Origin of the sequence: Okeania sp. SIO2C2, assembly GCF_010692625.1 — a bacterium.
GTDB classification, from domain to species: Bacteria; Cyanobacteriota; Cyanobacteriia; order Cyanobacteriales; family Microcoleaceae; genus Okeania; species Okeania hirsuta.
Genome location: NZ_JAAHGM010000008.1, coordinates 43,030 through 56,086, shown reverse-complemented (window position 1 = coordinate 56,086; position 13,057 = coordinate 43,030). Strand labels below are relative to the sequence as shown.

General features: G+C 35.8%; 6 protein-coding genes. 4 read left to right on the top strand and 2 right to left on the bottom strand.

Going from position 1 to position 13,057, the window contains the following annotated elements; genetic code table 11:
- Nucleotides 1-131 precede the first annotated feature (131 nt).
- A complete protein-coding gene (locus F6K18_RS08120; protein ID WP_287519998.1) occupies nt 132-1,595 on the top strand; it encodes a tetratricopeptide repeat protein in 1,464 nt (487 codons plus the stop codon).
- Nucleotides 1,596-1,901: 306 nt separating this feature from the next.
- Nucleotides 1,902-4,358, top strand: a complete 2,457-nt coding sequence (locus F6K18_RS08115; RefSeq protein ID WP_287519997.1) for a CHAT domain-containing protein — start codon at nt 1,902-1,904, stop codon at nt 4,356-4,358.
- 721 nt (nt 4,359-5,079) lie between these two features.
- Here the strand turns inward: F6K18_RS08115 and F6K18_RS08110 are convergent.
- Complete coding sequence (locus F6K18_RS08110; RefSeq protein WP_287519996.1) at nt 5,080-5,748, bottom strand: glutathione S-transferase; 669 nt, start codon at nt 5,746-5,748, stop codon at nt 5,080-5,082.
- A gap of 541 nt (nt 5,749-6,289) precedes the next feature.
- On the opposite strand from F6K18_RS08110, the gene F6K18_RS08105 reads away from it, so the two are divergent.
- Together F6K18_RS08105 and F6K18_RS08100 are read left to right on the top strand one after the other, a co-directional pair.
- Entirely contained in the window at nt 6,290-6,454 is a 165-nt protein-coding gene (locus F6K18_RS08105; RefSeq protein ID WP_287519995.1) for a hypothetical protein, read from the top strand.
- A gap of 396 nt (nt 6,455-6,850) precedes the next feature.
- On the top strand, nt 6,851-11,536 hold the full coding sequence (locus F6K18_RS08100; RefSeq protein ID WP_287519994.1) for a S8 family serine peptidase: 4,686 nt from the start codon (nt 6,851-6,853) through the stop codon (nt 11,534-11,536).
- Between the two features lie 277 nt (nt 11,537-11,813).
- On the opposite strand, the gene F6K18_RS08095 is transcribed toward F6K18_RS08100, so the two are convergent.
- Complete coding sequence (locus F6K18_RS08095; protein WP_287519993.1) at nt 11,814-12,734, bottom strand: Uma2 family endonuclease; 921 nt, start codon at nt 12,732-12,734, stop codon at nt 11,814-11,816.
- Nucleotides 12,735-13,057: the final 323 nt, after the last annotated feature.

The window sequence follows — 13,057 nt, the reverse complement described above, 5'->3', positions numbered from 1 at the left end:
ATTTCCAAAAAGCGTGAGGTACAAAATTTTAGGTTTTAGGCAAAAGGGAAGAAAGATAAAAGTTTACCTCACTAAACCTAGCACCTACTCAAAAAGTTCAACATAGCAAAATTTTATGAATTTGGTAGAAAATGATAAATTGGAAATATTTTAGATTAATTATCGGTACTGTATTTTTCTTGATTTTGCCTCCATCTCTAGTAACAGAGAAAATAGAGAAAGTACAGATATATTCAAAAGCAGTTGCAGAAGAGACTAAAAAATATAGCGATCGCCTTACCCAAGAAAACCTACAAACTCAAGCACAGGAACTTGATAGGAAAGCTAAACAAAAACTTGAAAATGGGGAATTAAAAACGGCCTTAGAAACTTTGCAGCAACTCCTAGATATTCATACTCAACAGGGCGTTCGCGATAGCGGAACGGAGTTCTATCCCCTTAATATCAGCAGCACCCTCTACAGTATGGCCAGCATCGATCGACAACTGCAGCAGTATCAGAAAGCTTTAGAGAATTATCAGCAAGCTTTGGAAATTCGTCAACAGTTAGGCGATACAGAGCAAATTGCTGCCATCCTACATAATATTGGTACAGTTTATTCTCACCTAAGTCAATATCCCCAAGCATTAGCATCATTCAATAAAGCACTGAAAATGCGTAGGCAACTGCGCGATACTACTGCTATTAGTCGCACTTTAAATAAAATAGGTGTTATCTACGATCGCCAAGGTAAATATCCAAAAGCTATAGAGTTTTATGAAGAAGCTTTAGAAATGGCTAAAAAGGAAAAGGATAATGTCAATCTTACTGCAATTTTAAGTAATCTTGGCTTAGTTAATTCAAGGTTAGGTCGCTATAAACAAGCTATAGATTTTTATCAAAAAGTCATACAGAATAATCCTCCAAACAAAGCCAAGTTTTTAACATATATTGGAGCAATTTATCGCCACTTAGAAGAGTTTTCTAAGGCTTTAAAGTTTTATCAACAAGCTTTAGAAGTTTATGAAGAAAATCAAGACCGTTTGAATATAGCAATAACTATAGATAATATAGGTGTAATTTATCGAGAACAGGAAAAATATTCCCAAGCATTAGAATCCCATCAACAAGCATTAGTTATTTGGGAAGAGTTAGGCGATCGAGAAGGTAAATCTGCCTCTGTTCATAATATTGGTATAGTGTATCGAGAGTCCGGTCAGTATTCTGAATCTCTAGAATTTTTGACTCATACTTTAATTCTCGATCGACAACTTGAAAACCAAAATAGAGAAAGAATTACCCTTGCTGATATAGGAAAATTATTAGCAAAAAATGATCGACCAGAATTGGCAGTAATATTTTATAAACAATCAGTTAATATTACAGAAAAAATCCGCAAAGATTTACAGGTTTTACCAGTAGAGGAACAAAGGGATTATTTAGACGGTACTGTTACTGAAATATATCGGGATTTAGCTAATTTATTGCTTGAGCAAAAACGAGCCATAGAATCACATCAAATTCTTGATTTATTGAAAGTACAAGAAGTATTTGAGTATATGGGAGGTATCAAAGCTGATGATAAAATTATAGGCAATAGTTTTGAAGATATATAGCAATCAGGAATCAGTTGTGAGAATTGAGGTGTTCCTTAAAAGTATAGAATATGGCAATTATTATATTCATATAATACGTTTTTTCTTCTTCTTTGTTCCCTGTTACCTGTGCCCTAAAAGCTTCCAATATCTCACAACTCAAATCATATTGCTATAGTTAAGAAAGAATTGGTTAGGACTTATGCGGATGATAAATCTTAGACTAGGAAATGTTTTTCTAACTGCTCCCTGTTCCCTGCTATAGTTGAATGCTGAATGCTTACCTTATAGTTATACATAATACACATAAAAAATATAGTTGAAAAAATGATAAATTGGAAATATTTCAGATTAATTATATCTACTGCATGTTTATTAATTATTATTCCATCTATACCAGTCGATAAAAATTTTAATCTAAATTCAAAAGCACAAGCACAAGTTAAGACAAATTCTGTTAGTCCTATTTTACAGAACAATCAAAAAATTGAAATACAGCAACAAGAAAAGCAAGTTCAATCAGAATTTTACAACGATCAACTTGATGAAAATTTGGAACAATTACAAGAAAAATTAGAAAAATTAACTCCAGAAGACGATCGCTTTGAGATTATTCATACTTTGAAGAAAATTGCTATTGCTTATGATGCTCAAGGTAAGTATTTCAAAGCCTTAGAATATTATCAAAAAGCTTTAAAAAATGCTAAAAAAAATCAGGATAGTGAAAATATTATTGCTATTTTAAATAAGATTGGTGTGGTGTATTCCCAGTTAGGTTTGTATGAGCAAGCTATCGATTATTATAAACAAGTTTTAAAGAAAAATCCTCCAGAAAAAAACAATATATTCAGTAATATTGGATCAATTTATCGCCACTTAAAAAAATATTCTCAAGCCTTAGAATACCTTCGACAAGCTTTAAAAAATTATCAAGAAAATCAAGACAATCTTGGTACAGCTCAAACCCTTAATCATATAGGTGTAATTTATCGAGAGCAAGAGAAATACTCTCAAGCATTAGAGAATCATAAACAAGCATTAGCTATTCAAGAAGAAGAAGGCGATCAAGAAGGTAAAGCAGTTACTTTTCATAATATTGGTAAAGTTTATCAAGATCTAAATAAGTATTCGGAATCCCTAAAATTTTTAAATCATAGTTTAATTATAGATAGACAACTTGATAACAAAGGAAAAGAAGGAATTCATCTTGCTAATCTAGGTAAATTATTAGAAACAAAAAATCAGACTGAATTAGCAATAATTTTCTATAAACAATCAGTTAATATTACAGAAAGTATCAGGAAAAATTTAAAAGTTTTACCAGCAGAAGAGCAAGAGGCTGATGTAGAAAGTGTTGCTGAAACATATCGTACTTTAGCTGAATTATTACTACAAAAAAAACGCGCACTCGAAGCACATCAAATTATAGACTTACTCAAAGTCCAAGAAATATTTGAGCAGATGGGAAGTTTACAGATTGACAACCATAAATATAGTGAATTGCCATTCCTAGAATCAGAAGAACTCTTTTGGAAAAAATATAGTCAGCTCATAGAAGCAGCAAGTGATACGAAAAACCAAAATCAACTAGAGGAAAAATTACTAGAAATTATTGAATTTTTTGATAGTGAAGAAGTGAAATCTATTGTATCAGAATTAAAAGAAAATGCTGAAAATCAAAAACTAAGTTCAGATATAGTATTTTCTTTACAACTTGAACTAAAAAAACATCAAAAGAAAAATACAGTAGTATTATATCCATTAGTTTTAGAAGACCGACTAGAATTAATATTAGTAAGTTCAAATTATCCCCCGGTGCATCGTACTGTGTCGGTAAAACGAGAAGAATTTAATCAAGCTATCTTTGAATTAAGAGTAAGATTAATCAATAGAAATAATTCTCAATCATTACCTAACGAAAATAATAATCAATCTGAAAAAAGAATTATGCTGGCAGGATTTAAACTCTACAATTGGTTAATTAAACCTCTAGAAAAAGAACTAAGACTTGGTAAAATTAAAACTATTATTTATGCACCAGATGGGCAACTACGTTATATTCCTTTAGCAGCTTTATATGATGGTAGAAAATGGCTAGCAGAAAGGTTTGAAATTAATAATATTACTGCTGCAAGTTTAATGGATTTAGAGCCTAGGGAAAATTTTCAACCAGTCATTTTGGCAGGTGCTTTAACTGAAGGTAGTTATCAATTTCAGGTAGGTAGACGAAGATTTGAATTTGAAGGATTACCTTTTGCGGGAGTAGAAGTAGAGAATATAGAGCAGATATTTCCTGAAACTAATAAATTATTAGGAAATGAATTTACTAAAGAAGCTATGGAATTAAATATGGATAGCCATAATATTGTACATTTTGCCACTCATTCTGCCTTTGTCAATGGTCATCCAGAAGAATCTTTTATCTTATTTGGAGATGGCGATCGCGCTACATTAGGAGATGTGAAATATTGGAATTTAAAGGATGTAGAATTAGTGGTATTGAGTGCTTGTCAAACTGCTCTGGGAAAAGATATAGGAAATGGTCAAGAAATACTCGGTTTTGGTTATCGAGTGCAAGAAGCTGGTGCAGCAGCAACATTAGCAACTTTATGGTTAGTTGATGACCAAGCTACTCATGAATTTATGAATTATTTTTATGTAGCTTTGAATAAAGGAGTAAGTAAGGTAGAATCGCTAAGAGAAGCACAAGTTAATATGATTAATAGTGAGTATAATCATCCTTATTATTGGGCACCATTTATTTTAATTGGTAATGGTTTTTGAGAGGGAAGAAGTAAGAATTCAGGGATCAGCTTTATTACCTTTTGTAGACAATTTAAGCTTGCTGTTCTTATGCTTCAATATGGGTTTTTATATTTACAGGATAGTAAGCATTCAGCCGTCAGCTATCAGCCATCAGCTATTGCTTTTCGTTTACGATAAAAGCTTTATTAATTGTCTTACTACAAAAAGTTAGCTCCCTTGTCCTTAAAGTCTATATTAATTTAAACACTGTCCTTAAGAAGAGAATATTGTTGCTGTTAACGCAGTTCCTCCGCAGTAGGCTAGCTGACAGCTAATAGCTGAATGCTTACACAGGATGTATTTAAGAGTCCATCAATTGATAATGAATAATGAATAATTGATAATTAGGGCTTGCTGAAAAAGTCTTATGGTGATGATAGGCAACAGGGAACAGCTCATCTGGCAACAGTTTAGACTATCTGCTACGGCCAAATTTTTGGCATTTTCAGGTAAAAATATTAGCTTTTTGAGACTAATTGAGCCAAAAACTATGTACTTTTTCAATACCTAAAAAGGCTAAAACCTTTATCTGGTAATTATTTTATCTTTAATCAGCAAGCCCTAATTACCTCTGGTTAAAACCGAGAGGATTGAATATAAGGAAAAATGCTAAAAGCTTTATCTGTCAATGATTTTAGATTTAATCAGCAAGCCCTAATTATTCATTATTAATTATTCATTATTCATTGTTGTTTCTGCTTCAACGCCAGTCAGGAGGATAGAGACTATCAACATTAGGCATTTCATCAATCTTTTGTAGCAAATCTCCTAATTTTGGATATTTTTTCTCTATAGGTAAGATGTCTATGTTTAATTTACTTACATCTTCCTGAGCTGCTAATTTTTCGACAAATTTAAAAATAGGATAAATGGCAATATCCGCAGCAGATAATCGATCGCCTGCTAACCAATTTTTATCTGCTAAAACCTCGTCATTGAGTATAGTAAATTCTGCTTTTAATTTCTGGAAATTTTCAACAACTTCCTTCTCTTTTTCTGCTAAACCTCCGAAGAAAATTGGAGGGATAAGCTGAAGTAAAGAAGGCGCAATTACATTTTCAACTTCACATACCTGTTGCCAAATTATTGCTTTCTCTTGGCTAGTATTGCCAAAAAGTTGCCACTCAGGATAGAGAGAATCTAAATACACTAAAATTGCTATAGATTCACGCACAAATAATTCCCCATGTTTTAGTAATGGCACTTTACCACGAGGATTTAAAGCTAGATAATCGGGTTGTTTATGTTCTCCTGTTGATGGGTCTAAATAATGAGAGACATAATCAACATTATGAATTACTAAGGCCAGGTGTACTCGCCAAGCAAAAAGACTACCTTGAAAGCAAAAAAGTTCTATTGTTGGATTCATTTTCTTGAATACTATTCCTCATTTTAACGAAGTCAGAAGTTGTTTTTGTAACTGAGATTTGAGCAAGTCTCCAAAAACATTTTGCCAATCAAGGCGGGGTTTTTAGACCCAGTTATTTTGATAAAGAATAAATTATGGCAAAAATTCAGCCTAGTATAACCAAATTAACTCGAACATATCCTTTAATTGAGATAATGTCAAGAGCCAGTATTTATAAATTAGCGATATTCAGCAGAAAAGAGGGAGTAGGTAGTAGGCAGTAGGGGAAATAATTGATAATTTCTGTGTGAATGATGACGAGCGCGTTCAAGGAAAAGCTAAAAGTAATATCATGTCCGGTTGAACAGTTATAAATAACGACGGAGGAGTCAGAACTCAGGAGTCAGGAGGAAAAACGAATTTTGTACCTTACCAGTATAGGAATTGCTATATCAAATTAAACTTTAACCCAAATCTTTTCCTACGATTTAAGTATTTAATACCAAATTCACGCAAAGGTAGTTACATCTTAGTTTGTGATTTATTCCTACAATAAAAAAATATGGCGTTGCTGAATAGCGTGTATGATATTAACCTTAATTACTTAGGAGTCAGGAGTCAGTCCTCAGGAGTCAGGAGGGAAGAAAGAAGAAGAAAGAGGAATAGAAGGAGAGGCGTTGCATATTTGTGGGATGAATTGTATGCTTGGACAAAAAAGAAGTATTAAGGATGAAATTTACCTGTTTAAAAAATATTCATCCCTTGATTCAGCAACGCCAAAAATATAAATCCCATAAATTCTAACAATTCAACCTTTTTTCCTCTTTAATATTTCTGTTTTTCTTTCCCTCCATACCTATTCCCTATTCCCTGTTCCCTGTGCCGTGACTGTAGCAATATTTTATGAAATTGGTATAAGGAGTTAGAGCAAAACTACAAACAAATATTTTATTATAATTAATTGAATAACCACAATCAAAAATACAGTCAACTATCTAGATTGAAAATTTTTTACACTATACCAATAAACAACACTTAACCTAAACATAAACAAAACTTAAATTAGAACCTATAAAATCCCATTACGGTTATGACTATAATTAATTTCAAGGGTTTCTAGTTTATGCCAAATCCAATCCGCTTTGCCACCTTCAACGCATCTCTAAACCGCAACGAAGAAGGTCAATTAATCACAGACCTTTCTACAGAACAAAACGAACAAGGAAAGACAGTAGCAGAAATTATTCAAAGAGTCAATCCTGATGTTTTATTAGTTAATGAATTTGATTTTGACTCAGATGGAACTGCTGCCCAATTATTCCGAGATAACTATTTAGAAGTAAGTCAAAATGGAGTAAATCCTGTAGAATATCCTTTCGTATATTTTGCTCCTTCTAATACAGGTATTTCTTCTGGTTTTGACCTAGATAATAATGAGGAAATAGTCACAACACCGGGTGAATCTGGTTATGGGAATGATGCTTTTGGTTTTGGCAATTTTCCCGGTCAATTCGGAATGGTTTTATATTCAAAATATCCCATTATTGAAGAGGAAGTCAGAACTTTTCAAAACTTTCTTTGGAAAGATATGCCAGGTGCATTATTACCAGATAATCTTGATACACCGGAACCTCATGATTGGTATTCGGAGGAAGAATTAGAGGTATTCCGTCTTTCTTCTAAAAGTCATTGGGATGTGCCAATAAATGTGAATGGAGAAATAGTCCATGTTTTAGTTAGTCATCCTACTCCGCCAGTTTTTGATGGGGAGGAAGATAGAAATGGTAGAAGAAATCACGATGAAATTCGGTTTTGGGGAGATTATATTACTCCTGGAGAAGGAGATTATATTTATGATGATGCAGGAAATTTTGGTGGTTTAAACCCTGGTAATTCTTTAGGGCAAAAGTCCACTAATACTCCCATATCCGAGAAAGTATCGGAGGATGTGATAGGAGGCTTGGACAATGATAAATCCCAAGAACTTCTTGTTTCATTTAATAGTGCTGAAATAGATGCACTCGTAGAATCTCTAGTACAACAGGGGGAATTTGAGGCAGGTAGCGATGTATATCTGGAATACAAAGCCGAATTGCTGACAGAATTAAAAACAGAGGCACTCTCTGGTTTACCAGCAGGGTTTGAAATCATCGATGATTATTCACACCTACCAATTTCTTTCATTAGATTTGATTCAGAAGTACCTTTGGAGGAACTGTTAGAAAATTCTGATGTTTTACAAGCATCGGTTCCCCAAATATTTCAACCGTTGCTAGAAGAAAGTCTACCTTTAATCAATCAACCGCAAGCAGTAGAAAGCGGATTTACTGGGGAAGGTACAGCTGTTGCTGTTTTGGATTCAGGGGCAATAACAAATGCTCCAGGATTGGAGGGACGAGTAGTATTTGCCCAGGACTTTGGCCCTGATGATGGTGTTGAAGATGATGAGGAACTACATGGAACTAACGTTAGTGCTATTGTTGCCGGAGTTGCACCAGGTGCTGATATTTTGGCATTGGATGTTTTTAGAAATAAAGATACTTTTGAAGAGAGTGATGTTTTTGCGGCAATTGATTGGGTAATTGAGAACAAAGATGAGTACAATATTAAGGCCATGAACCTGAGTCTTGGTTTAGATGACACCAAGGTACCACAAGAAATTCCTGCGAATGATGATGATCCTTGGGTTCAAGCACTTACTAGTGCAAGAACGGCAGGAATTCTTCCTATTTTTGCTTCTGGGAATGACTACTTTACAGATGGACTCGGATTCCCAGCAGGTATTGAAAGTGGAGTATCTGTTGGTGCAGTGTATGACTTCACAGGTCGGGATGAAATTGAGGATGCAGATGCTGTAATAGATCGAGTACCAGATTTTTCCAACAGTGCCCCATTTCTAGACATATTAGCACCAGGAGCAGATATCACTGCAGGAGGTATAACACAAGGAGGCACTTCTCAGGCAGCACCTCATGTTGCAGGTGCTGTTGCTGTCTTGAGTCAAGCCTTCCCCAATGACACTCCTGACCAAATTCTGCAACGGTTACTCGATAGTGGCACACCAATTACAGACCAAAGGAATGGAGTTATCACACCCAGACTTGACCTAGCTGCAGCATTAGCTCTGGAATACCCTCAAGTCGAAAATGATAATTTCTCAAATAGCACATCTATTTCCGGTACATCAATCACTGTCAATGGTACAAACACAGGTGCTACTGGTGAGCCTGGAGAACCAATAACCATTGATGATCCAGGAGAGAAAAATTCTGTATGGTGGAGTTGGACTGCTCCTACTTCTGGGCAAGTAATTGTAGATACTTTCGGCAGTGACTTTGATACTATATTAGCTGCATATACAGGTGATTCTGTCTCCAACTTGACTGAAATTGCGAGCAACGACGACAGCACATCAGACTTCCCTCTCAGTGAAATTGTCTTTGATGCTGTAGAAGGAACAACATATCATTTTGCAGTAGATGGATTTAATGATGCCACAGGTGAAATTGTTTTCAACCTTTCACAAGAAGTAACAGATGTAGAAAACGATAACTTTTCCAACAGTCTTCCATTAACAGGTTCTGCTGCTAACGTTGAAGCCTCCAACTTTGGAGCAACCAGCGAGGATGGAGAACCTCTTCATGCCGGAAATAACCTTGATGGGAATCAAGGCAGTTCCGTTTGGTGGAATTGGACAGCACCCACATCTGGCCCATTTACGATAGGAACTAATGGTAGTGATTTCGATACTGTATTGGCAATTTATACAGGTGATTCTGTCTCAGACCTAACTGAAGTTGCCAGTGACGATGATGGTGGTGACGAATTACAAAGTCTGGTAACTTTTGTAGCTGTTGAGGGCACAAACTATAAAATTGCCGTAGATGGATATTTGGGCGAACAGGGCAATATTGTTTTAGATTTAGTCCAGCAAACTACATCGATACCAAACGATAATTTTGCTGACAGTGCTACTCTCACTGGTACTTCTGATAGCGTAACTACCAGTAACGTCAATGCTTCCAAAGAAGCAGATGAACCTTTCCATGTAGGAAACAATGGTGGCAGTTCCATCTGGTGGAATTGGACAGCACCCAGTTCGGGATTAGTGGATATCAATACCTTTGGTAGCAATTTCGATACACTCTTAGCAGCTTACACGGGTTCATCCCTCCTGGAGTTAACCGAAGTGGCAAGCAATGATGATACTGGATCTGGAACACAAAGCCAAGTCCTGTTTGAAGTAGAAGCTGGAACTAACTATAAAATAGCAGTGGATGGGTTCGATGGAGAAGCAGGAGATGTTGAGTTAGCTTTGTCATTACAGAGGGATCTTCTTGCCAACGATAACTTTGCTAACAGGATTTCTTTAAATGACACTGATATTTTTACAGGCAGGAATGAGGGTGCAACTAGCGAACCAGGAGAACCAGATCATGCAAGAAATGATGGTGGTGCATCTCTGTGGTGGACTTATACTGCCCCCGAATCTGGTACTGTAACCATTAACACTTATGGTAGTGACTTTGACACCATACTAGCAGCTTATACTGGTTCAACCCTCTCTGAGTTAACTGAAGTAGCGAGCAATGATGATAGTAATGATGGTGAAGGTTTTAGTATCCAAAGTGAGATTATCTTTGATGTAGTTGCAGGGGAAACTTATAACATAGCAGTAGATGGGTTTAATGGTGCAGTTGGTAATATTAACCTAGAAGTCTTTTTCTCCACCATTAGGAATGATATCGACCTATCTAGTCAACTTCTGGAAATAACTTCACCAGAAGTTCGCCCTGGTCAGTTTATTGATGTTGATGTTTCTATAGACAACATTGGTAGCGACAATGCTACTGGGTTTACTGTTGACTTTTTCTTATCCGACGCTAATTTTGACCCAGATGATGCTGTAGATTTATTGCTACAGTTTTACACTGCAGGTATTGACCTACCCGAAAACTTACTGCAGCTTGATTTTTTTTCGATAGAAGATTTGCCTGGTAACAGTAGTACCGATCGCCTTACCAAAAGTATCTTGCTGCCTACTTTAGAAGAGTTTAATTGGAATGAGGACACAGATTATCAGATTGGCATGACGGTTAATCTCTTCGATGGTATCAATGAAACTGACCAGTCAAATAATACTATCGTTACAACTATAGAAGAAGTTACTTTTTCTGCTAACCAAGGCAACTTGACTGAAGATACTTCCCAAACAGAACCGTTCGATGAAGGCACTGGTAACGATACTATTGTTGGATTTGCTGGCAATGATACCCTAGCAGGTAGTGGTGGCGATGACTCAATTATTGGCCGTCGTGGTAATGACTCCCTCTATGGTCAGGATGGCGATGATGTTTTAGAAGGTCGTCTTGGTTTTGACCATCTCTTTGGTGGGGATGGCAACGACGAGATGAATGGTGGTCAAGGACGCGATCGTCTCAATGGTGGAAGTGGAAACGACACTCTATCTGGTGGTGCTAGTATTGACCGTTTTATCTTTGCCACAAATCAGGAATTTGATGCTGATGATATTGGTGTGGATGAAATTACTGATTTTGTTGTTGGTCAAGATAAAATTCTTTTGGATCGAACTACATTTACTGCCATTAACAGTATCACAACAGAATTTACCACTGTCACCAGTAATAATGCTGCTGCAACTTCTGAATCTGTTATTGTTTACAACACAAGTAATGGTGGGTTATTCTACAATACTAATGGTAGTGCTGGTGGTTTTGGTGATGGCGCTCAGTTTGCAACTTTGAGTAATGGAGCATTGCTTGAAGTTGATGACTTTGTTATTAGATAGTAACTCCTAGCATCTTTTTACAGCGGTTTTCATTTGTAGGGGCGAATCGCGATTAGCCCCTACAAGGTTTTTCTTGTGAATATAATGAGAAAAGCACTGTAATTCACTGTTTGGTCTAAGAGGATATCTGAAAAGTTTTTTGATACTGAATTTTGCCCCCCTAGCCCCCCAACTTTGGGGGGAACAAGAGTCAATTTGCTTGCTCTAGTCCCCCAATTTTGGGGGATTTAGGGGGCTTGGATGTAGCATATTGGACTTCTCAGACAACCTCTAAGACTTATAACTCATTGTATAATTTTCGTAATTCATCTACTGAAGAAATCAGAGGAATTTGAGAAACAATTCTCTCTAACAATTTCACATCATTAATTTCTGAAATCTCCGATAACATCCCTACCAATTCATCACCAAACTTGAGTTTTAATCCCATTTCAATTGCCAATAATAACGCCTGTTTAATTTCAGCATCTTTTTGAGATATTTCAGCATCCTTTTGAGATATTTCAGCATCCTTTTGAGATATTTCAACATCCTTTTGAGATATCTCAGCATCCTTTTGAGATATTTCAGCATTTTTTTCTGCTGCTATTTCATCTCCTGTTTGAATTACATTTCCATCGACATTGCGCCAACGCAACCAAGTACCATTCAGATTTTCAAAAGTACCACTCCACAAAGTTAATCCCAGATTCACATCAGGAAACCAAGCATCATTTTTAGGGATGTAAGAATTAAATTGAAGTTGAAATACTTGCAGTACAGTTTCACTTAGTTTTTGCAATGGGTCGTAGACAACATAATAAGGAATTCTTAACTTGGCATAGTCTGTTAATTTACTTCCTAATTCATTGCCGGGAGTGAGAGAAACAATTTCAATTACTACATCTGGTGGTTTGCCAAATTCCCAGAATAAATAAGAGCGAACATTACGTTCCCACCATTCTTTTTCACCAACAATATTTAAACTTAAAAACACATCAGGTACAATTCCTGAGTCTCGGACATGAGAAAATAAACCCACATTCGCAGCAACGATAAAAGGAACATCTATTGGTATTTCTGCACCGCTATAAAATACTGTTGTGAGTAGACGTTGTTGTTTTTCATTAATAAAACTATCCAAGGGAGCGTCATCCACCAGAATCATATTACTGGTGTCTGGATATTCATGGGGCAGAAGTGTCAATTTTTCTGACATAATTACCTCCAGATTGATTTGGGAGTTATTTGATATATTGTATAGCAATTCTCAAGAAGCGTGAGGTACAAAATTCGTTGGTTTTAGGGAACAGGGAACAGGGAACAGGGAACAGGGAACAGGGAATAGAAGACAAATAAAGATAGGTGTCTCACCAATTTGAGAAACTCTATATCGCAGGTGTAATAATATTCTTCCTTTTTGTAAGTTGCAAGCTAAATTTGTTAACTTTGTTAGAGAACGAAAGCTTTCTTACTTCTTACTTCTTCCCTCTTCCTTCTTCCTTCTGCTATATAATCTAAACAATTCCCACTATTTAACTT

Coding starts and splice junctions, on each gene's coding strand:
- F6K18_RS08110 (WP_287519996.1), bottom strand. CDS start 5,748: ATGAATCCAACAATAGAACTTTTTTGCTTTCAAGGTAGTCTTTTTGCT.
- F6K18_RS08100 (WP_287519994.1), top strand. CDS start 6,851: ATGCCAAATCCAATCCGCTTTGCCACCTTCAACGCATCTCTAAACCGC.
- F6K18_RS08115 (WP_287519997.1), top strand. CDS start 1,902: ATGATAAATTGGAAATATTTCAGATTAATTATATCTACTGCATGTTTA.
- F6K18_RS08120 (WP_287519998.1), top strand. CDS start 132: ATGATAAATTGGAAATATTTTAGATTAATTATCGGTACTGTATTTTTC.
- F6K18_RS08105 (WP_287519995.1), top strand. CDS start 6,290: ATGGCGTTGCTGAATAGCGTGTATGATATTAACCTTAATTACTTAGGA.
- F6K18_RS08095 (WP_287519993.1), bottom strand. CDS start 12,734: ATGTCAGAAAAATTGACACTTCTGCCCCATGAATATCCAGACACCAGT.